We start from the raw sequence: 20473 nt of genomic DNA, 5'->3' as shown, positions 1-20473 counted from the left end.
CTTTCCCGGACACCCGGTATAGGTTACGCAGCCAGGCGGAGTCACTAGTGTGTGTGATGCCGGCGCTCGTGCTCGGCGGGGGATAGGTAGCCGAGCGCGGAGTGGCGCGGGAGGGTGTTGTAGAAGGCGGGGTAGTCGAAGAGTGCAGCCCGGGCCTCGGCGTGTGTCTCGAATCGATCGCCTCGGACGCACTCCGTCTTCAGCGAGCCGAAGAGGCTTTCGGTCGGCGCGTAGTCCTGGCGATTCTCCCGTCGGCCCATCGAGCCGACGAGTTCGTGGCGCCGCAGGAGCCCCCGGTAGTCCGACGACGTGTACTGCGTGCCCTGGTCTGAGTGGCGGATGAGGCTGGGACCGGACGACGGTCACGGAGCGTGGCTTCAAGTGCCGCCGTGGCTAGTTCGCGGCCGAGCGACGGCCGGACCGCCCAGCCGACGGCCCGGCGCGAGAAGAGATCGACGTCGGCGGCGAGGCTGCTAGAGCGCTCGGTGGCGCGGACGGCTTCGAGTTTGTACTCGGGAGACAACGATCGACGGATAGTCATGGCAGAGTTCAGTTTGGGGTGCTCTTAAACTGGGCGGACGCCTTCGCCTGGACAGGTCAGGCCAGGGATAGCGAAGCGGGATTTGGTCCGCGCTTTGCAAGGCGTTGAGTGAGACCGTCCCTAGGTCGCCTCTGCCCCGTTCTGACGTGGTCATGCTACCTGTGGAGGCGGATCGGAACCCTCCCAATACCTTTCGCCCTATGGGACAGCAGCAACTACTCCTCCTCGTCATCGGGGTCATCTTGGTCGCGCTGGCAGTCATGGCTGCTTTCCCGGCCCTCGAGAGGGGCTACCGTCAGGATGAAGCCGACGCACTTCTGGACCGGGGCCTCGCCATCACAGGGTACGCCGTCCAATGGAAGATCACGAATGACCCGTTTAATGGGGGTAACCAGTCCTACGAGCGGCTCGCCGGCGCTGGACTCCAAACTCTGGGGCTCGACTCTACGACGGTGCGCGGCCGATTCCGGATCACCGATGCTACCCCTAACACGCTAGAGGTTACCGGCGTCAGCGACCGCTATGAAGGGATTGCGGTCCGCGTGTTTATCAACCAATACGACGTGGTAGGGAGCGATGTCTCGTTCAATGGAGAGATCTCGCTCGACGATGAGCCCGAAGGCGACAACTGAGCGATACGTCTAACCCCGCACGTCAGGTGATAGGCAGGCCTGAAGGCACCCTTTCAATGACGCTCCCCGCGAGCTAAACCCGCCCTCCGATCCCGACGATACTGGGATCCCCTCCGAGACCCTCCATGCCCGAGTACCGATTCAATGGCGTCGCACAGGGCGGCCAGACCGTCCAGGGGACGGTCTACGCGCCGACCAAACAAGCCGCTCAGAAGAAGGTCATCGGCCTGTCCGAGAAGCATGCGTTTGCGCTCCGTGACATCGAGCAGCGGATGATCTACAAGTATAAGATCAAGCACCCCTCGGGCAAGATCGTCAAGGGTGAGCAGAAGGCGTACGGCGAAGACGAGATTCGCGGGGCGCTGGAGCGGATGGGGATGGAGGTGGTATCGATCCAGAGAAACCTCATCAACTACACCCCGAAGCCCCCGACGGGCGACGTCATCATGTTCGTTCGTCTGGCGGCGAACTTGCTGATGGAGAAAATGGCGTTCACCGAGGTGATGAACCTGCTGATGACGGACATCTCGTCGAAGTCGCTGAAGGGCGTGCTCCGTGACATCTCGTCGGACCTCAAGGGGGGCATGGAGGCCAAACAAGCCTTTATGAAACACCAGGACGCGCTCGGCCAGTTCACAGCTTACATGTTGGGCGTCGCGAGCCAGTCCGGCAACATGGCCGAGATTTACGAGGCGACCGCCCGCTTCCTCGAGCGCCGCGACGAGTTCAAGAAGAGCATCAAGAGCGCGCTGATCATGCCGTCAGTGACCATCATCGCCACTATCCTGGTATTCGTGTGGTACGTCTGGTACATCGTGCCGGAGACGGCCGGGCTGTTCGCGACCATGGAGGGCATCGAACTGCCCCCCTTGACGACGTTCTCGCTTGCGATGAGCGCCTTCCTCGACAAGTGGATGGGCGTCATTGGTGTGATCGCGCTCGTCGTGGTGGTCTTGGCTGTGGCCTGGGCACGCACCCCCAGAGGCCAGTACTACATCTCGCGGTACATGATCAAGATTCCCGTCGTCGGTGGGCTGCTCCACAAGCTGAACATCGAGGTGTTCTGCCGGGTGTTCGCCATCCTGTACTCGGGCTCCGGCGAGAACCTCGAGGTCATCAAGGTGGCCGCCGAGGCGTCGGGCAACAAGTACATGGAGCACCAGATCAAGACGATCACCATCCCGGCCATGATGGGCCGGGGCGCTGGCTTGGTGGAGTCGATGGAGGCGTCGGGCGTGTTTACCCAGATGACGCTCTCCCGCTTCAAGACGGGCGCCGAAACGGGCGCCGTCCGCAAGAGCGCCCAGCAGATGGCCGACTACTACGAGCGCGAGACGTCGCTCAAGCTGAAGACGGCCGTCGAGACCATCCAGACCTTCGTCGGCCTGTTCATCGGCGTCATGGTCGGGTTCCTGACCGTGCTCTCGGCCGAGACCGCCCTCATCCGCCCGTCCTCGAGCGACATCATGGGGCTCTAAGCCCCCCGGGGCGCCGCCCCGAATCCACCACCGCCATGCCGCCGCTCACCCCGCCGTTCCGCGCTCCTGCTGCTCCGCCTCCCGGCGGGGATGGTGACGGCCGCCAGACGGCCGCGCCGGTGGCCCGAGCCCCGGGGCCCCCTACGGCCCCGCCCCCACGTCCGGCCGCGACGGCCGTTGTCCGAGGCGCAGGCGCCGCCCCCGTCACCCAAGGGGGGGCCTATTCTCACGTCCAGGACCGCGTCGTCCAGGCGTTGCTCCGGCGCGGACTGGTGACCGTCGAGCAGGTCACCCAGGCCGAGGCCGACCGCAAGCAGCGCGGCGGGCGTGAGCCGTTGTGGCGGCTGCTCATCGGCGTCAAGAACGTCGACCGGAACCACGTCTTCGAGCAAGCCGCGGCCACCTATGCTTTCCGGCTGGCGCCGGTGAAAGACCGCGAGCCCGAGGCCGAGTTCGCCAAGACCGTCATCGAGTCGTTCGACGAAGCGCTCGGGGACAAGCTCGTCGAGCTCAAGGCCGTCCCCTACGCCTACGCCCAGGACCAGCCCTCGGGCATCCTCAAGCTCGTCTTCATCACCGAAGACCCGATGCGGCCCGAGCTGCAGAAGGTCATCAACGGCTTGGAGCTAGAGCGCTTCGAACTGTGCTACGCGCCCGGCGAGATCGTCGACCGTGTGCTCCACGAGGCGTTCCCGCGCAAGAACGAGTACCTCGAACGGCTCTCTCAGGACACCGGGGCGGACCTCGACTTCGGCGTCTCGTTCGAGAGCGGAGAGAAGGGGCTCGTCGACGAGGACCAGCTGGAGGCCGAGATCTCGCAGTCGGCGCTCCTCAACCTGACCGAGGCGATTCTGGTCGAGGGGGTCCGGATGGGCGCCTCCGACATCCACATCTGGCCGAACGCCAAGCGCCAGACCGAAGTGCACTTCCGCGTCGACGGCCGGCTGGCGCACTGGCACACCGAGGACCGAGGCCACCCTGAGGCCCTCCTCGCCGTGTTCAAGGACACGGCCATGAATGTCGACCGGTTCGAGCGCGACATGGCGCAGGACGGCTTTATCCAGCGCAAGGTGGACGGGACGCTCATCCGGTACCGCGTCAGCATCCTGCCGATCGCGAACGCCAACCCCGAGGTCCGCGCCGAGTCCGTCGTCATCCGAATCCTGGACGACCGCAAGGTCATCACCGACCTGGGCAAGCTGGGCCTGCTGGAGGGCGCGCTGGCCCAGTTCAACAAGGCCATCGCCCGGCCGCACGGGATGGTCATCCTGACTGGGCCGACGGGCTCGGGCAAGTCGACGACGCTCGTCGCGGCGCTCTCAAACGTGGTGACGCCGGAGGTCAACGTGCTCACCGTCGAGGACCCGGTCGAGTACATCATCCCGGGCGTCCGCCAGATCAAGCTCAGCCACAAGCTCTCGCTCGAACAAGCCCTGCGCGCCATCCTGCGGCACGACCCCGACATCGTGATGGTCGGCGAGATGCGCGACAAGGACACGGCCGAGCTGGCCATCAAGCTCGCCAACACGGGCCACCTCACGTTCTCGACGCTCCACACGAACGACGCGCCCTCAGCGGTCTCCCGGCTTTACAAGATGGGCCTGGAGCCCTTCCTGATCGCCTACGCCATCAACTTGGTCGTCGCCCAGCGCCTCATCCGGACGCTCTGCCCGGACTGCAAGCGGCCCGAGCAGGAGCACGATACGGTCTTGCTCGGCGAGCTCGGGTTCACGCCCGAGGAGGTCGCCGCCGGCGGGATCTACGAGGCGTCGCGCGGGACGTCGTGCCCGACCTGCAAGGGGAAGGGCTACAAGGGCCGCCGCGCCTGTGCCGAGGCCCTATACTTCTCGCCCGCCATCCAGGCGGCGATCGTGGGCGCCGGCGGCGAGATCAACGAGGAGGAGATCCGCCGGATCGGCGAGTCCGAGGGGATGCTGACGCTCCAGGCCTCGGCCCGCGTGCTCGTCCTGCGGGGCGAGGTGTCGGTCGAGGAGATGCTGCGCGTCACCGCCGGCGAGCACTGACCGCTCGGGCCGTTCGCCGAGCGGCCTGCGGCAGCGGGGCTTGCCGCGACGGCCGATGCGCTGGCAGCGGGTGCCCAAACTCCTCCTTGAGACTTCCGAAAGCAGCTATAGTAATGGGAATCGGCCATTTGGCGCCGTGTGGTTGAAAGGGCTTCAGGGGGTGTCGATATATCGATCCCCCGCATTGGCCCTCCATGCCTCAGACCCTCCTTGCCCTGTTCGCCCTCGTGCTGGCGTCATTCTTGACGTTCAACCAGCAGCGGCTGACGCTCCGGTCTCACCACAACATGGTGACGGACGAGATCGAACTGGCAGCGGCGGGCTTGGCCTCCGAGGTGATCGCCTTCATCGATGGCCGATCCTTTGACGAGGCGAGCACGCCGTCGGCGATCGGCGACGCGAACGGTCAGATACCCGACGACCCCTCAGACTTTCTGCTCGCCTCCACGTTCGGTGGCGATGACAACGGCAGTGACGGGTGCAACCTGGTTCGCCCGATCCTGACTCCGGACTGCGATGACGTGGACGACGTCCACTCTCAAGAGTGGCTGGAGGTGGACATCCAACTGGCGGCCGGCCGCTCGCTCGAGTTCCTCGTCCGCACCCAGGTTTATTACGTGGCCAGCCCGGAGAGCATGGACGAGGCCCCCTCGCCGACGCGTCACAAGCGGATCCTCGTAGACATCCGCTCGCCCTACCTGCCAGAGGCGACGGAGGGCGTGTATCGAGCCACCCGTGTGATCTCATACGACCCCGTGAAGGCGGAAATGGACTACGAGAACTCCGACTACTACGACCCGACCTACGGGGAGGGTGGCGAAGGAGGCGGCAGCGGCACCCACCAGCAGAACTGAGTCGGCTCTCACCACTACACAAAGGGCGTAGCTCATGCAATTCCTCCTCGACAACCTGATCGCGATCGTCGTTGCAGGCGTGCTGCTCATGGTGCTCCAGGTGACGCAGGTCCGTTCCCAGCACGCGGACATCGAGCAGGTGGCCTCCCACTCGGTGAAAGCAAAGACGCTGATCTTCGGTCACTGGGTCGAGCAAGACATTCTCGGGATCGGGGCCAACTTTGGGACGAACTCCTACCGCTTCGAAGAGCCGGACACCTCGGCCATCGGCAACACCACGCGCTGGGTCTTCTTCAGTGACTCGACCCGTGATAACGGGACCAGCCTGCGGATCTTCAAGCGCTACCGCCTCCTCGCAACCGAGGTCGTCGAGTTTCAGCAGGACACCGTCCAGATGTACCAGGTGCGCCGGGATTCGGTCGCCATCGACTATACGAGCGGCGCGGCCCCGTCGGTCAGCTCGATCCCCGAGTCCTCGTGGACCCGAGACACCCGGAGCATTGGGACGCTCTCCTTCTTTCGAATCGACCTGCTGGACCGCCAGGGCGAGACGCCCCGCTTCACGGAAGGGGCGCAGATCGGCGAGATCAACCCCAACAAGGCGGATTACATCCGTGTACGCTTTGGGGTGGTCCCCGAATACGTCCTGAAACCGGACAACTACATCCGCGAGCTCTACTGGTCGAAGACCCTCAAGGTCCGACCGTATTGGGTCCCGCCACCGTCGCTCGACACCTAGACCGGCCCGTTCGTCCGGCACCCCGCTCACCACACCCTCCAGACCCATGGGCAAGGCCCTACTCCTCATCGTACTCGGCTCAGGCCTAGTCCTGACGAAACAACTGTACAACACCACTCTAAGTGAGGAGCGCACGTCGAAGGATCAGCGCGCCTACCAGGAGGAGGTGATCGCTCGCGAGATCGCGGCCTCCGCCTTCAACGTGGGCATGGGCGAGATCCGCTCCTTCGGCGAGGACGTGCAAGCCGGGACGCGGGCCCTGAATGGGTCGAACAACGCCGGTCGTGCAGGGAGCTTCTCCTCGGGACGGTTCCAGGGGGGCACGTACACCGTCAAGGCCGAGCTCACATCGGCTCACAGCGTCCGCGTGATCGCGACAGGGGCCTTCGGGAACGCGGAATACACCATGCACGATGAATACCGGGTGTTCGTGCTGGTCGCCCGTGAGGGGGGCGTCGTCGACGTGTCGTTCCTCGAGTCCCAAGCGGGATACTGCTCGTCCGTGTATTACCAGGCGTACACGATGGACATGCCGGAGGGGCATGAACCGGAGGCCATCATGCTGTTTGCGCCCGACAACCGGGAGCGGAGCACGGCGCGTCCGGCGCGGATGATCTGGGTCGAGCCCGGGACGCAACTCAACTTCTACATCGCCGTCGACAAAAACTGCTCCACGCGGCCGTCGGGGAGCATGAACGAGTGCCAAGCCCGCGCCTTTGCCCGGGACAACACGCTCTCGATGGGCGACTTCGACTACACCCACCGCGCGCTGCTCGTCGAGTCGGGGAACCTCGACCAGGCCGTGGAGAACATCTGGGGCCTCGTCGAACAGAAGCCCGGTGTCCGAAACGTCTGGCGGATTGGCTGGGAGGACATCCACAACACCTCTTGGGATCGTCCGAACTCGAAGAACCCGAGCCAGAGCCTCCAGGCGCTGAAGTCGGAGGGCTACGACGGCAACGGCTGGCCCGACACCGACAGCTGGGGCTATCGGGCGCTTCGAGATTATGGCAGCCGGCCCGACTTCTCGGACCAAGTCATTGAGGTGTCTGTGATCTCGCCGAATGACGCCAACTACGCGTCCACGGTCGCGGCGTACCACGCCCAGCAATCGGCATGCGGTGAGACCGAGGACGACTTCCCACAGGAGGGCTCAGGCTCCACGCCAGATCCTGAGCCGGAGCCGGAGCCTATCGCGCCGAACCCCGATCCAGAGCCGGCTCCCGATCCGGAGCCGGAGGCACCCGATGACGGCGAGGCTGACAGTAACGATTCGTACAATGATTTTGCGTGCAGTTGCACAAGAAACAATACGAAAAACAACAAATATCCGGTGCTTCACCGTCCCCCGGGTAACGAGTCGAACGAGAAGCTCCACTGCCTCCCGAATGGGGCCAAGCGGGCTCATCTCCGCAACCACAATGACGTGGTGCTCTCGTGCCAACTCTAGCGGGGAAGACTGGCTAACGTCCTGCGGGGGCGGCTCTCCTGAGGGCCGCCCCCGCTCCGTTTTGGGGGCCTGCTGTCAGACTGAATGGGGGGGCGGACCGGCACGCCCGGGTTACCAATCGTGCCCTCGATGGGTCGAAAGCGCGCCGGTTCGGGGCGCTGGACGATACGGGCGGGGCCCAGAGCCTGCCCCACCCGCGTGGCCCGAGGCTTGCCCTCTTTGGACCGACCCGCCCTCTGCCCCGTGACTCCGACGTCCGCGTTCCCCCAGGCCACCGCCGCCCCCACCGCCCCTGCTGGCGCCCCGTCCTGGTCGACGCCCCTCGGCGCGCCGACGGCGCCGGGCACGGCGCCCAGCGGCACGCCGTCGTTCGGGTCTCCCTTCGGCGCCCCGGCGTTCGGGGCCCCTGCGCCCGCTCCCGAGCACTCGCTCGCGGACCCCAGCGTCGTCGACGTGGACAGCGACGGATTCCACCGCATCCCGCCGTTCGTCCGCCAACTCGCCAAGACGGCCCCGAAGCTGCTCGTCGGCGAGGACCGGCTGAAGTTCTACGCCGAGCAGATCGGCCGTTTGTCGGTCGCCCACCGCGACCAACTCCGCGCGTTCGTGGAGCAGTACGTGTCGCGGATGCACGGCATGGGCGCGAGTGACCTCGACATGGGCGGCCCGGCCACGCTCGGGCGCGTCTGGTACCGCGTCGACGGCGAGAAGACACCTCACTTCGAGCTGGGCATCGGCTCCAACGACGACGTCGACATCCTCATCCTGAACCTGCTCTCCGAGCGCCAGCTCGACGAGCTGTGGGAGGTCCAGTCGGCGGACTTCTCGTACCAGCTGACCGGCGATGGCGGCGGCCGCAAGCGGTTCCGCTGCACGACGTACTACGACAACCAGCACTTGGGCGTCTGTCTGCGCGCCATCAACGAGGAGGTCCGACCGCTCGACGGGCTGGGCTTCCACCCGATCATCCAGAAGGGCGTCCTGTTCTCGAACGTGCGCTCCGGGCTGATGTTGGTGACCGGCGTGACGGGCTCCGGCAAGTCGACCACGCTCGACTCGGTGATCGACGCGAACAACCAGGACTTCGACGGCCACATCGTCATCATCGCCAAGCCGCTCGAGTACGTCCACAACCCGCAGCGCTGCATCATCCGCCACCGCGAGGTGGGCCCGGACGTGCCGTCGTTCAAGATCGGCGTGAGCCAGGCGCTCCGCCAGGACCCCGACATCATCATGATCGGGGAGATGCGCGACCCCGAGACCATCGACGCCGCCATCGAGGCCGCCGACACGGGCCACAAGGTGTTCTCGACGCTGCACACGGCGTCGGCCGTCGAGTCGCTCGACCGCATCGTGGCCGAGTACCCGCCCTACGAGCAGGAGCGCATCCGATCGCGCCTGGCCGACGTGCTCAACTGCGTCGTGTCGCAGAAGCTGCCGCCCAAGATCGGCGGGGGCCGCGTGCTCGCCAAGGAGGTCCTGTGGGTCACGGCGTCGGTCAAGGCGGCCATCTACAACGACAACACCGGCGAGATCTACCAGATGATGTGGGAGAGCGGCCGGCAGGGCATGATCACCCTCGAGCAGGACCTCTTCCGGCTTGTCCGCGAGCGCAAGATCACGCCCGACATCGGCCTCCAGTACTCGAACAACAAGCGCCGTTTCCAGCAGCTGATGCAGACGGCCTAGGCCCGACGCGGACCCCCGCCCCCCTATGAGCGACTCCTTCATCTTCCCCGACGACCCGGACGGCTTCGGCCCCGAGTTCAACGACGACGACGCGCCCGACACCGCTGGCCCGTCGTCCGAGGGCCCCGTGTCCGAGGACACCTCATTCGGGGGCCCCGCGTTCGAGGACCCCTCGTTCGACAGCCCCGCGTACGAGGCCCCCGCGTTCGGCGACTCGACGCCCGAGGCGCCGGCACCCGCGTCCGATCTCGGCGCGCCGGCCTTCGGCGCGTTCGACGAGGCGGCGTTCGGGGCCCCGGGCTTCGGAGACGCCAACCCGTTTGACGCCGCGTCACCCGCGGCTGATGCTGAGGTCCCGAGCTTCGGGGGCGCGTCGGCGTCGGGGTTCGGGGGCGACGATGCCGACGGCTTCTCCGACGAGAACGTGTTCTTCGGAGGTGGCGCTTTCGATCTTCCCGAGACCTCGGTCGAGGGCTTCGACGACGCCCCGAGTGGCGACGGCGCGGCGGACGTGGCCTTCTCGGAGACCTTCTCCGACGGCGACATGGGCGACGAGGGCGGCGCCACGCCCACCCCCAAGTCCAAGAAGGCCGCTTCGAAGCGGAGCCGCACCAAAGATGCGCTCGTGCTCGGCGTCCATGTGACGCCGACGCAGGTATACGGCGTGCTCGTGCGGCCCTCCGGCGACGGCTCCTACGAGCCGCTCCGCCAGTTCGTCCGCAACCGCGCCGAGAGCCAGTTCGGGCAGACCGCCCTGAGCCCCGACGAGGTCGAGCTCGAAGAGGCCACCCTAGAGATCGGCGCGGACGACCCGTCGATCCAATTTGGCGGCGCTGGCGAGATCGACTTCTCGGCCGAGTTTGCTGGCATGGGCGTCGTCACCGACGCCGCGCTCGACACGACGGCGACGGCGGGCGCCATCGAGGACGCCGCGCAGCCCATCATTTTCGAGCTCCGCGACATCCTCGAGGAGTGCGCTAAGGCCGGCTTCGCCCGCCCGATGCTGGCGTTCGCCGTCGACGCGCCGGACGTGGCGTACGCCGAGATCACCGTCCCGCCGGAGAAGAAGACCAAGGCCAAGAAGCCGAAGAAGGCCAAGAAGACCAACGCCGACACCGAGGATGGCCTCAAGGAGAGCGCCGCCGCGCCCGTCAAGCGCGAGCGCCTGATGGAGCTCGTCCCAGACCTCGGGACGACCTACGACAAGGAGCGCACCCGGTTTATGCCGATGTCGCCCCGCGACGGGCTGCGCCGCTACCTCGCCGTCGCGCCGACGGGCAGCGAGCCGGTTGCCGAGTCCATCGGGATGTTGCGCGAGCAGTCGGCCCACCGAAAGACGGTTGTCAAGACGCTAGAGGCGGAGGTGCCGCTGCTGGTCGGGCTCGTCCGGCTGACCTCGTTGCCCGAAAGCCACGAGAACACGGCCGTCGTCCGGGTCGGCGCCGAGGACACCATCGTCCTCTTGCTGACCGGCGGCGAGCTGCACCACTACGAGCTGATGCAGTCGGTGACGGCCTTCGACGGGCCGGACACGATCTGCTCCCGCGTGCTGCTCCAGCAGGACGTGCAGGGCGTGGGCACGGTCCACAACGTGGTTGTGGTGTCGGAGGAGCGGGAGAAGGAGCTCGTGCAGGGCTTTGCGGCGTTCTACCCCGAGGCCCGCGTCGAGACGCTCCGCGAGGGGCTCGCGCGGCACGGCCTGGTGGGCCCGTACGGTCCGCTCGCGCCGGCGCTTGTCGAGGCCGCCGGTGCGGCGGTTGCCGGGCACCGCTCGAAAGACAAGCACAGCCCGTTCCCCGACGTCAACCTGCTGCCGGCGTCGCTGCTCAAGAAGCGGCGGAAGATCGAGTTCGCGTTCGGCTGGCACACGCTCGTGGTGGCGATGCTCCTGTTCCTGAGCGTGCTCTACTTCAGCTACCTCTACGTTTCCCAAGAGGGCGCCATCGCCCAGGCCGAGCAGACGCTGGCGGAGTTCCCGCCCGAGGCCCAGCTCTCCGTGCCGGTGCTCGAAGCCCGCATCGACAGCCTCCGCCTCCGCCAGGCCACGCTCGCGGCCACGCTCGGCGCCCTCGACTCGCTGCTGGTCGGCACCGACCGCTGGACCCAGACGCTCATCCGCACGACGCGCGCTGCGGCGCAGACGGGCGGCATCTGGATCGAGGAGTGGAGCCCCTCTGGCACCGAGATCGACCTCACCGGCTACGCCACGACGCGGCAGAACGTCGTCGGGCTGGCGCAGCGGCTCAACGGGACCATCGAAGAGGTCACGTTCCAGGCGGTCCGCGAGTACCCGGTGTACCAATACCAGATCTCGTTCAATCAGCCGCAAGAGCTGCCCCAGATCACGCGTGTGCTCCGCGAGCAGGCCGACGTCGCGCCGACCGTGGTCCCCGACGGGCCACTGGCCGACGTCGACGCCTCCGCCCTTTAATCCGCCGATCTCATGTCTACCGACATCCTCAACTCGCTCCTGCTCTCCGTCTTCCTCGCTGCCGCCGTCGGCAGCGGGTACTACGTGACGCAGAAGGTCCAACCCACCGAACTCGAACAGATCGAAGGGGAGATCGAGGCGCTCCAGAACCGGGAGGCCGAGGTCGAGACGCTGATCGCGCAGGAGGCCGCCGCCAGCGAGGGCGCCGCCGCCACGCTCGCTCAGTGGAACACCCGCTACAAGGTGCTCCCGCCGGAGCTGCCCTCGGCCGAGATCGTGGCCTATCTCAATGCGCTCTCGGCGCGCGGCTTCAACCGCTTCGACCTGTCGCTGACGGGCCTGACGCCCGGGCCGGTCGCCTCGTATTACACGTATCAGGTGACCGGGGAGGCCTACTTCGAGAGCCTCTACGCCTTCATGTGGCACATCGAGAATAGCCGGGGCCTCTACCGCGTCCGCGACCTGTCCATCAAGAAGCGCGTGACGACCGTCGGCGGCTCGGAGGGCGCGCCGGGCCGCCAGGTGATCCTGGCCGAATTCGCCTTTGCCGTGGACGCCTTCTTCAGCGCCAACAACGACATCTCGGCGCCCGACAGCGCCATTATGCCGCCGCCCGCTGCCTACCCGGCTCGCCGCGCGGCCATCAACCCGTTCTTCCCGTTCATCCTGGAGACGCTGCCGCCCAACACGGACGATCTGGTCGACCTCGAAACGGACCAGCTGGTCAGCGTCATCGGGCGGACGGCCGTCTTCGAGCGGCAGGGCGAACTCCGTGAGCTCCGCCCCGGCGACCGCGTCTACCTCGGCCGCATCGCGAACGTGGACCCGACGCGCGCCCTCGTGACCATCGACTTCAACCGAGGCGGCATCCGCGAGCGCGCGGAGATCGGCCTCGACACCGGCGAGCGCTACCGCCAGGCGCTCGGTGGACAGACCCTCTCCAGCTCGCGGGGCACTGTCCCCGCCGGGCCGACGCTCGACACGCCGCCGCCAGCTCCGGGCACGCCCGAAGCCATCCGCGCCGGGACGTACGAGTCCGCCGACATCGTCCCGCGCGTCCCCGCGAACTAGCGCCCGCTTTACTGCCGCCCCGACCGGCCGATCCCTTGAGAGACGCCCCGCGCGCTCACGACTCTCCCCCCGACCCATGACCTCGATCTCCCGCCTCCGTTTCGGTCCGATGCTCGCCCTGCTGGCCGCGCTCGCCGTGACTGCCCCCGCGACCCCGACTGCCCACGCCCAGGTCGTCCGCGGCTACGTCCCGGCCGACGAGCTCGTCTCGTTCCCGGCCTCGACGCCGATCAGCCAGTTCCTGCGGCTGGTCAACCCGACCTTCCAGCGGGTTACCGGCAAGAGCGTCGTCGACCCGCAGGACCGTGGCGACGCCATCGGGGTGGCGCTCAACGGGGTCCACTTCATTGACGCCTTCGAGCTCGTGCTCGACCGCCACGGCCTCGACTTCTCGGAGTCGAGCGGCTACTTCATCGTGACCGAGCCCCAGATCGTGGCGACCACGACGGACGGTGCCAGCAACGCGGCGATCGGGGCCGCCGCGGCCATCGCCCCGGCCGGCGACCTCGCCGAGCTCCCGGCGACGGCCGACACGCGCGAGATCCGGGTCGACGCGGTCATCTTCCAGCTCAACTCAACGCGGGCTCGCGAGGTCGGCACCAACTGGTCGGCGCTCTTCAGCCAGGCGTCGACGACGAGCGGGGGCACCCAGTTCTTCGTCAACGCGGGCTCGTTCTTCGACGCGCTCGACGGTTTCCTGGAGGCGTCCAGCGACCGCGTGGAGCTGACGACCATCTTGAACCTCTTCCGCTACTTCGAAGAGGAGGGCTACGGACAGACCATCGCGACGCCCTTCACGGTCGTCCAGAGCGGCTCGGAGGGGCGGATGCAGAGCGGCCAGGACTTCCCGGTGACGGTCCGCGACTTCCAGGGCAACGCCATCACCCAGTTCTTCTCGACCGGCACCATCATCGACGTCAAGCCGACGCTCGTGGTCGACGAGAGGGGGGGCGCGCCCGTCGAGTTCATCCACCTCGAAGTCAAGGTCGAAAAGTCGACGGGCGTCCCGACGGCGGGCGGCGTGGCCATCAACAAGGACGACATCCAGACGCAGCTCCCGATGCTCTCGGGCGAGATGCGCGCCATCGGCGGGCTGACCTCAACCGACGAGACGACCTCGCGCAAGGGCATCCCGATCCTGCGCAGCATCCCGATCCTCAAGTACCTCTTCTCGTACGAGCAGACGCAGGTCCAGCAGAATGAGATCATCATCGTGCTCCGCGCGCGCGTGGCCGACGACCTCCGCACGCGGATGGGCCGCGAGCTCCCACGCGGGATCTACGACGACGAGCGCCGCGACGCCGAGGAGCGCGTCCGCCAGTTCGGCGTCGAGCCGCTCGAGCGCCGTGAGACGGGCGCCGAGGTCGACGCGGACCGCCGCTAGCCGACGACCCCGGACCGACGACTCCGCCGAGGCGGGCACTCCGGTGTCCGCCTCGGCGCGTTTGTGGGGCTCAGCCCACGCGGCGGCCCTTCCAGGCGACGGCGCCGGAGCGGTGGACGCGGGCGGAGTCGAGCTGGAGCGCGGCGCCGAGCGCGAGCGTGACCGGCGCGAGGGCGCTGACCCAGAGCGGGAACCGCCCGGCCCGGTCGATCGCCAGCTTGATGCCGACCAGGCTCGCGAGCGCCCACAAGCCCGCCGCGCCGCCGAGCCAGAGTACGCTGGGCAGAACCCAGGCGAAGGCGTAGAGCGCGAAGAAGACGGCGAACCCGGCGGTGATCGGCTGTCCGGGCCGCCCGCCCGCCAGCAGGGCCGCGTTCTTCTGGAAGCCCGCCCAGGCCTCGCCGAACGTGCGGTACATGGTCACGGCGACCTCGCCGGACAGGTCCTCGAACCACAGCCGGACGCCGGAGCGCTTGAGGTACCGCCCGATCTGGACGTCCTCGAGCACCTCGGCGGCGACGGCCTCGTGCGGCGCGAGCCGGGCGTAGTCGGCGGCGCCGAGCACCCAGATCTGGCCGTTGAGCGCGCCCAGCGACGGCGCGGCCGTGCGGGGCACGAGGGGGACGGGGAGCGCCGCCAGCACAGCGAAGGGGACGAGCGAGGTCATCAGCGCGGCCGGGCCCCGGTCGAGGTAGCGGGGCAAGCCCGTCAGCGCTGTGCCGGTCCCGCCTCGGGCGGTGTAGCGGCCGACGAGCCGGGCGAGCGCGCCGTCGTCGGTCAGCTGGGCGTCGGCATCGAGGAAAACGTAGACCTCGCCGGTCGCGCGCTTGGCCGCCTGGTAGAGCGCGTGCGGCTTGCCGACCCAGCCGTCGGGCGGGCCGCTGCCCCGAACCGCGACGAGCCGGTCGTCGGCATGCGCCGCGAGCACGCCCCACGTCCCGTCCTCGCTGGCGTCGTCCACAACGACGATCTGAAGGTCGACGCCGCGCTGGGCGAGCAGGGTGGGGAGGAGGGTCGCGAGGTTGCCCTCCTCGTTTCGCACGGGGACGAGCACACTCACCGACGGCAGCGTCGCGGGCAACGCCAGCCGCCGCCCGTGCGAGAACGCGAGCAGGTTGACGACCACGACGACGGCCACGCCGAGGTGGATCGCCAGGACCGCGAGCAGGAGGACCTCCCAGAGCCCGGTCACGGAGGGTCGACCAGGAACTGGCGGAAGAGGCGGGGCGGGCGGCGCGCCAGCAGGGCGCTGCGCAGCCGGTCGCCGGCACCCGGGTCGAGGCGCCGGACGGCCATCCAGATCCAGACCTCGGCCTCGAACGGGTGGATGCCCGGCACACCGCGCCGACCGAGGCGGCCCCGGAGCTGCTCGAACGTCTCGCGCGCCGCGCGGACGTCGCCCCCGAAGACGCGGGGCTTGTAAAAGAGGCCCTGGCCCTTGACGAGGAGCGCGTACGGCTCGGCGGGGTCGCGCGCGAGCGCGAGGTCGAGGATGCGATCGGAGCGGCGGCCATACGTCGGGAGGTGCCACGCCGGCCCGGCGGCGGCGCGGTACGCCCACAGCGCCGAGATCAGCGCCAGCTCACGGGCGGACGTGACGCCAGCCTCCGCCGGGATGGCCTCGAGGTACCGCTCGTCGAGCGTCATCGGGTACAGCCGGTAGCGGCACATCAGCCGCTCCTCGCGCGTGCGTGCGGTCCGGTACAGCCGCTCGACGGCCGAGGTGTCCTGGCGGGCGTAGTAGATCGCCAGCGAGTCGCGGACGGGCGACGGCGGGGCGAGCACGGGGCTGGCGCTGGCGGTGAGGCCCAGCAGCAGCCCGAGAAGGAGGGCGGTCATCGCGGGAGGGGGGACGCGCGAGCGGAACGGCAAGCTAGGCGGCGGACGTGTGGGCTGTTGAGCGTGGATTGTGGAAGGTTGTGTGGGCGGGAGTCGTCGGAGGCGGCCTGCCTTCCTCTCTGCGGCTCAGCGTGGGAACGTCCAGCGCTCGAAGAGGGGGGCGAGACGGCTCAGGTCCCAGCGCTCGTCGGCGCCGGGGCGGCCGTCGAGCAGCACGCGGGCGGTGGTCCCGAGGTCGTCGGGGCGCGCCGCTCGCGCCCGGGCGAGCATCGCCGCCAGCCGGGCGGGCTCGTCGCCGTCGGGCTGGTGGGCGTCGCCGACGGCGAGCACGGCCGTCGGGCGGCTCTCGCCCCACCACGAGGTCGTGATCCCGACGGGCACGAACTGGGCCGAGGCGGGGAGCACGCGGGCCAGGCGCGGGAGGTCGGCGGCGAACGGGCCCAGCCCGTCCTCGGGGACGCGCATTTTGCCCTCGGGGTAGAGGTAGAGCGCCGTCTTCGGGTCGTCGGTCATCCGGCGCGCGGTTTCCCGGATGGTCCGCATCCGGCGGCGCGCGGCCTGCCCCGGACTCGATCCGGGGTCGTCGGGGAAGGGCAGGGCGCCGACGGGGCCGAACAGCGGCGCGCGGTCCCAGGCCTCCATCCAGACCACCATCGGGCGGCGCCAGCCCTGGGTCGTGAGGTGCCACAGCAAAAAGCTGTCGGGGTAGACGTGGTGGTTGGCGTACAGCACGAGCGGGCGCCCGGGCGCGGGGTCTGCCGCATCGACGCCGACGACGCGGCGCAGGGCCGCGAGCTCGCCGCGGATCGAGCGCTCGGCGAAGCGTCGCGCCAGCCGGGCGCCGAGTCCGTCGGGCCGGGCGCTCATGCCGTGAGCCCGTCGCGGCGGCGGGCGTAGCCGTCGCTTGTGAGGGCGCGGAGCTTGGAGGGGAGCGGGACGGCGGCGCGCTGAGAGAGGTTGTCGTACCCGTTGGCGCGGACGCCGTTGAGGAACTCGCGGTACATCCGCGAGGCGCTCCGGATGCCCCAGCGCGCCCGGCGGCGGAGCGCGCCGATGCCCCGCCCTCCTTGGTCGTAGAGCCGCTCGGCGTCCCCCATCAGCGACTCCACCAACTCGGCGTAGGCGTCGGGGATGGGCGGGGCGGCGGCCACCAGGGCGCCGATGTCGAGGCCTCGCGCGGCGAGGTCGTCGGCGGGGAGGTAGCAGCGCCCCAGGTCGCGCCAGTCTTCGCCCACGTCGCGGAGCACGTTCGTGATCTGCATGGCATTCCCCATGGCTCTCGCTGGGGCGTCGAGGCGGGCGCGGTCGGCGCCGTCGCGGACGAGGAACGGCAGCATCGCGGCACCGACGGACCCAGCCACCAGGTCGGCGTACGCCAGCAGGTCGGCGCGCGTCTCGACGGTCCGGCCGCGCAGGTCCCACCTGGCGCCGTCGAGGAGTTGGCGGAGCGGGTGGGGGTCGAGACTGTACCGGTCGTGGACATCCGCGAATCGGCGCCACAAGAGGGCGTGCTCGCCGCCGGGTGGGCGGCCTGAGAGTGCGCCGTCGAGCCCGGCCTCGAGGGCATCGACCTCGACGAGCGCGGCGTCGGCGCCGATCTCGGCTGAGCGCTCGTCCGCCAGCGTGTCGACGGTCCGGCAGTAGTGGTAGAGGACGGCGACCGGGAGCTGGACCGGCCGCGGCAGCAGCCGCGTCGCCAGCGAGAACGTCCGGCTGTGGTGGCGGAAGGACCGACGGAAAAAGCGGTCCTGCTCGCGCCGCGACACCCCGGCCGGCGGGGGGGGCGGGGCGACGAAGGCGGCGGAGGCGGGCGCGGTCACGACGCCGCCAGCGACCACGGCGTCCGGAGGCGGACCGTCGCCAGCACGGCACCGAGGGCCACCAGCCCGATCACACCCGCCAGCGGCAGGCCGTAGAGCAGGCAGATCGAGACAGGGAAGAGGACGTTGAGCGCGTAGGCGACCGGTGCCCATTGTCGTGTCAGCGAGGTCGCGGCAGGCTTGAGCCCACCGAGGGCCTCGAACGCGAACGCGATCGCGACCGAGGTGACGGCCCAGCCGATCCAGTTCACCCACGGCATCCCGAAAAAGGCGCCGCCGCCAGGGTACTCCCAGAACACGAACGTGCCGCCGCCCTGGTTCATCGCCGGGTCGAGCGACACGTCCCAGACGATCATCAGCGCGGCCGTCGCCAGCGCACGGCCGACGCGCGACGACGAGATCCGGCCACCGAGGTCGTAGCTCAGCAGCCCCAGCGCGTACCACGAGGTGGGGATGAAGTACGGCACGTCGCCCAGGATCTTGGCGCCGAGCCGGTCGGTGTAGAGGTACTCCCCGAACGGGATGCCCGTGTTGGTGCCGAGCAGCTCGGCCCCCGCCCCGATCACGCTGGCGGCGAGGACGAACAGGATCGAGCGGCGGGGCCCGAGCACGTCCCAGTACAGCGTCAGCGTGACGATGGGCAGCAGCGCCATGTACGTCCACGTCGGGGCCGCGACGAGCGTGTCGTAGTAGGGCAGGAAAAAGTCGCGGACGGGGCCGATGAACAGCGACAGCGTGCCCAAGATGGCGAACGCAATCGTCGCGGCGAAGACGCCGATGGCGAGATGGAAGGCGCGCGTGGAAGTCAAGGGCGGGCGGCAGGGGAGGGGCCTGCCGGACGGCGCTACCATCGACAGCGTTCCACAGAGTGCCCGTGATCGCCGTCCGCCCCCCCGAGTTCGCCCCCCGTCTCGACTACGCCGCGCTGCTGCTGGCGGCCGACCGCGTCGTCTTGGCCGACACGTTCGCGTTCAGCCGGCAGGGCGGCCACAACCGAACACGGATCGGGACCGGGCAGGGCCCGCAGTGGCTCACGATCCCCCGGCGACACGGTGGCGTCGGCGTTCCGATGGCGGAGGTGCCCGTCGTCGACGACGGCTGGCGACGGCGGCACCTCGCAGCGATCCGCGCGGCGTACGGTCGGGCATCGTTCTACGAGCACGTCGCACCCGAGTGGGCGGCGACGCTGGAGACACGGGGGTCCCTGGCGGAACTCGCCGTCGCGTCGGTCCGGTTCGCGGCGCGCTGGCTGCGGGCGGACGTCGAGATCGTCCGGGCGTCGGAGTTGCCGGGCGCACCCGACACGCTGGCGACCGTGCTCGCGCACGCCGGCGATCAGACGCTGCTGACGCTGCCCGAGTCGGCCGAGCGCGACGCAGAATCTGCACGCCGGCCGGTGGCCGTGCTGCGGTTCACCGAGCGCGAGCGCCGCCAGAGCCACGACGGGTGGACGCCCGGCCTCGGCGTGCTCGACCTGCTGATGGCGCATGGCCCGGCCGCCGCCGACGTGCTGCGGGCAGGGATCGACGGGGTGGACCCGGTCGATTGACCCGTTCGTGCAGGTCCGCGTTCGTGACGCCGTCACAGATGGCGCTAGAGGCAGGGCGGTCCCTTCCGCGCCAGCAGGGTGGTCGTGCGAGATCCGGCCGCTCGCGTCCGGGGTAGCTTCCGGCCCCCCCGACGCCCACCGTGCCCGACGTTTTTCCCGATCTCGGGGCCCTCCCGTTCCGCCGCCGCCGCGACGCGGGGGACGTGCTCCGCGAGACGGTCGTCTTCCTGCGGACGAACGCGCGCGAGCTGGGCCGGGCCTACCTCGCCGTCGTCGCGCCGGTCGCGCTGGCGTCCGGGCTGGCGGCGGGCCTCTACCTCGCCCAGGTCGGCGACGCGTTCCTCGATCCGGCCGCGCTCGACGCCGACCCGTCGGCAGTCCTCACGCCAGCCTACTGGGGCGTGGTGCTGTTCGGGCTGCTCGGGTCGGCCGTTAGCGTCGCGGCGGCCGCCGGGTACGTCCGCCTCTACCGCGCTGGCCACGCGGGCGACGTGACCGCGGCGGCGCTGTGGGACGAGACGCGAGCGCTCTTGCTCCCGATGTTGGCGCTGGCGCTGGCCTACTCGGTCGGCCTGGGCGCAACGACCGCGCTGTGGTCGATCCCCGTGCTAGGACCGTTGACGTGGCTGGGACTCGCGGCGTGGTCGGTGCCGTATGTCGCTGTGGCGATGGCCGCGCGGGCACTTGATACGGAGACCTTGGGGGAGGCGTGGCTCCGGGCGCGTGTGCTGCTCGCAGGGGCGTGGTGGGTCGCCTTCCGCTCGCTGCTGCTAGTGACGGTGATGTTCTATCTCGCGGTAATCGTCGCCGTCGTCCCCCTCATCGTCATCGCGTCGAGCCTCGGCGCGGGCCCGGTGGCGCTGGCGCCGCTTCAGGTCGTTGTCTACCTCGGATATCTCATCCCGTATATCGCCGCGTTTATGGTCCACGGATCGCTGCTGGCCTCTACAGGTGCTGGTCCCAGCGACTAGC

Annotated in this window: 18 protein-coding genes; 12 read left to right on the top strand and 6 right to left on the bottom strand. The window is 69.0% G+C overall.

From position 1 onward, the window contains the following. Positions 1 to 44: 44 nt before the first annotated feature. The gene (locus ACLII4_RS14670) at positions 45 to 260 is read right to left on the bottom strand and encodes an IS3 family transposase (protein WP_412068147.1); all 216 of its coding nucleotides are present in this window, start codon (positions 258 to 260) and stop codon (positions 45 to 47) included. A gap of 481 nt (positions 261 to 741) precedes the next feature. Between ACLII4_RS14670 and ACLII4_RS14665 the strand changes: the two genes are divergently transcribed. From ACLII4_RS14665 to ACLII4_RS14620, 10 genes are all read left to right on the top strand, one after another. Then, on the top strand, positions 742 to 1173 hold the full coding sequence (locus ACLII4_RS14665; RefSeq protein WP_412068146.1) for a hypothetical protein: 432 nt from the start codon (positions 742 to 744) through the stop codon (positions 1171 to 1173). Between the two features lie 125 nt (positions 1174 to 1298). Beyond that, positions 1299 to 2651: a type II secretion system F family protein gene (locus ACLII4_RS14660; RefSeq protein ID WP_412068145.1), complete on the top strand. Its 1353-nt coding sequence runs from the start codon at positions 1299 to 1301 to the stop codon at positions 2649 to 2651. Positions 2652 to 2905: 254 nt separating this feature from the next. Beyond that, on the top strand, positions 2906 to 4675 hold the full coding sequence (locus tag ACLII4_RS14655) for a GspE/PulE family protein (RefSeq protein WP_412068144.1): 1770 nt from the start codon (positions 2906 to 2908) through the stop codon (positions 4673 to 4675). 194 nt (positions 4676 to 4869) lie between these two features. After that, positions 4870 to 5529: a hypothetical protein gene (locus ACLII4_RS14650; protein WP_412068143.1), complete on the top strand. Its 660-nt coding sequence runs from the start codon at positions 4870 to 4872 to the stop codon at positions 5527 to 5529. Positions 5530 to 5563: 34 nt separating this feature from the next. Further along, entirely contained in the window at positions 5564 to 6268 is a 705-nt protein-coding gene (locus ACLII4_RS14645) for a hypothetical protein (RefSeq protein WP_412068142.1), read from the top strand. A 46-nt stretch (positions 6269 to 6314) separates the two neighbouring features. Next, complete coding sequence (locus ACLII4_RS14640) at positions 6315 to 7718, top strand: hypothetical protein (protein ID WP_412068141.1); 1404 nt, start codon at positions 6315 to 6317, stop codon at positions 7716 to 7718. A 243-nt stretch (positions 7719 to 7961) separates the two neighbouring features. Continuing rightward, on the top strand, positions 7962 to 9407 hold the full coding sequence (locus ACLII4_RS14635; protein WP_412068140.1) for a type IV pilus twitching motility protein PilT: 1446 nt from the start codon (positions 7962 to 7964) through the stop codon (positions 9405 to 9407). Between the two features lie 25 nt (positions 9408 to 9432). Next, entirely contained in the window at positions 9433 to 11838 is a 2406-nt protein-coding gene (locus tag ACLII4_RS14630; protein ID WP_412068139.1) for a PilN domain-containing protein, read from the top strand. Positions 11839 to 11850: 12 nt separating this feature from the next. Further along, a complete protein-coding gene (locus ACLII4_RS14625; RefSeq protein ID WP_412068138.1) occupies positions 11851 to 12909 on the top strand; it encodes a hypothetical protein in 1059 nt (352 codons plus the stop codon). 76 nt (positions 12910 to 12985) lie between these two features. Further along, complete coding sequence (locus ACLII4_RS14620) at positions 12986 to 14293, top strand: type II and III secretion system protein (RefSeq protein WP_412068137.1); 1308 nt, start codon at positions 12986 to 12988, stop codon at positions 14291 to 14293. Positions 14294 to 14363: 70 nt separating this feature from the next. Here ACLII4_RS14620 and ACLII4_RS14615 read toward each other — a convergent pair whose 3' ends face one another. The 5 genes from ACLII4_RS14615 to cruF form a co-directional block, all read right to left on the bottom strand. Next, positions 14364 to 15485 carry a glycosyltransferase gene (locus tag ACLII4_RS14615; RefSeq protein ID WP_412068136.1) on the bottom strand — a complete coding sequence of 374 codons (1122 nt, stop codon included), beginning with the start codon at positions 15483 to 15485 and terminating at the stop codon, positions 14364 to 14366. Further along, the gene (locus ACLII4_RS14610; protein ID WP_412068135.1) at positions 15482 to 16132 is read right to left on the bottom strand and encodes a hypothetical protein; all 651 of its coding nucleotides are present in this window, start codon (positions 16130 to 16132) and stop codon (positions 15482 to 15484) included. The genes ACLII4_RS14615 and ACLII4_RS14610 overlap by 4 nt, the downstream gene beginning before the upstream one ends. 126 nt (positions 16133 to 16258) lie before the next feature. Next, positions 16259 to 16999, bottom strand: coding sequence for a 1-acyl-sn-glycerol-3-phosphate acyltransferase (locus tag ACLII4_RS14605; RefSeq protein ID WP_412068134.1), 741 nt, complete (start codon positions 16997 to 16999; stop codon positions 16259 to 16261). Then, entirely contained in the window at positions 16996 to 17952 is a 957-nt protein-coding gene (locus ACLII4_RS14600; RefSeq protein WP_412068133.1) for a phytoene/squalene synthase family protein, read from the bottom strand. Before ACLII4_RS14600 ends, ACLII4_RS14605 begins: the two co-directional genes overlap by 4 nt. Continuing rightward, on the bottom strand, positions 17949 to 18761 hold the full coding sequence (cruF, locus tag ACLII4_RS14595; RefSeq protein ID WP_412068132.1) for a bisanhydrobacterioruberin hydratase CruF: 813 nt from the start codon (positions 18759 to 18761) through the stop codon (positions 17949 to 17951). The genes ACLII4_RS14600 and cruF overlap by 4 nt, the downstream gene beginning before the upstream one ends. A 65-nt stretch (positions 18762 to 18826) precedes the next feature. Between cruF and ACLII4_RS14590 the strand changes: the two genes are divergently transcribed. Both ACLII4_RS14590 and ACLII4_RS14585 read left to right on the top strand, forming a co-directional pair. Next, the gene (locus ACLII4_RS14590; protein WP_412068131.1) at positions 18827 to 19501 is read left to right on the top strand and encodes a WbqC family protein; all 675 of its coding nucleotides are present in this window, start codon (positions 18827 to 18829) and stop codon (positions 19499 to 19501) included. A gap of 140 nt (positions 19502 to 19641) precedes the next feature. Then, the gene (locus ACLII4_RS14585) at positions 19642 to 20472 is read left to right on the top strand and encodes a hypothetical protein (RefSeq protein ID WP_412068130.1); all 831 of its coding nucleotides are present in this window, start codon (positions 19642 to 19644) and stop codon (positions 20470 to 20472) included. Position 20473 lies beyond the last annotated feature (1 nt).

Source organism: Rubrivirga aquatilis, from assembly GCF_046845665.1.
GTDB lineage: Bacteria > Bacteroidota > Rhodothermia > Rhodothermales > Rubricoccaceae > Rubrivirga.
Note: the sequence above shows the minus strand (reverse complement) of the source record. Positions and strands in the feature narration are given on the sequence as shown.

Coding starts and splice junctions, on each gene's coding strand:
- ACLII4_RS14625 (WP_412068138.1), top strand. CDS start 11,851: ATGTCTACCGACATCCTCAACTCGCTCCTGCTCTCCGTCTTCCTCGCT.
- ACLII4_RS14665 (WP_412068146.1), top strand. CDS start 742: ATGGGACAGCAGCAACTACTCCTCCTCGTCATCGGGGTCATCTTGGTC.
- ACLII4_RS14645 (WP_412068142.1), top strand. CDS start 5,564: ATGCAATTCCTCCTCGACAACCTGATCGCGATCGTCGTTGCAGGCGTG.
- ACLII4_RS14650 (WP_412068143.1), top strand. CDS start 4,870: ATGCCTCAGACCCTCCTTGCCCTGTTCGCCCTCGTGCTGGCGTCATTC.
- ACLII4_RS14620 (WP_412068137.1), top strand. CDS start 12,986: ATGACCTCGATCTCCCGCCTCCGTTTCGGTCCGATGCTCGCCCTGCTG.
- ACLII4_RS14660 (WP_412068145.1), top strand. CDS start 1,299: ATGCCCGAGTACCGATTCAATGGCGTCGCACAGGGCGGCCAGACCGTC.
- ACLII4_RS14605 (WP_412068134.1), bottom strand. CDS start 16,999: ATGAGCGCCCGGCCCGACGGACTCGGCGCCCGGCTGGCGCGACGCTTC.
- ACLII4_RS14630 (WP_412068139.1), top strand. CDS start 9,433: ATGAGCGACTCCTTCATCTTCCCCGACGACCCGGACGGCTTCGGCCCC.
- ACLII4_RS14670 (WP_412068147.1), bottom strand. CDS start 260: ATGGGCCGACGGGAGAATCGCCAGGACTACGCGCCGACCGAAAGCCTC.
- ACLII4_RS14610 (WP_412068135.1), bottom strand. CDS start 16,132: ATGACCGCCCTCCTTCTCGGGCTGCTGCTGGGCCTCACCGCCAGCGCC.
- ACLII4_RS14640 (WP_412068141.1), top strand. CDS start 6,315: ATGGGCAAGGCCCTACTCCTCATCGTACTCGGCTCAGGCCTAGTCCTG.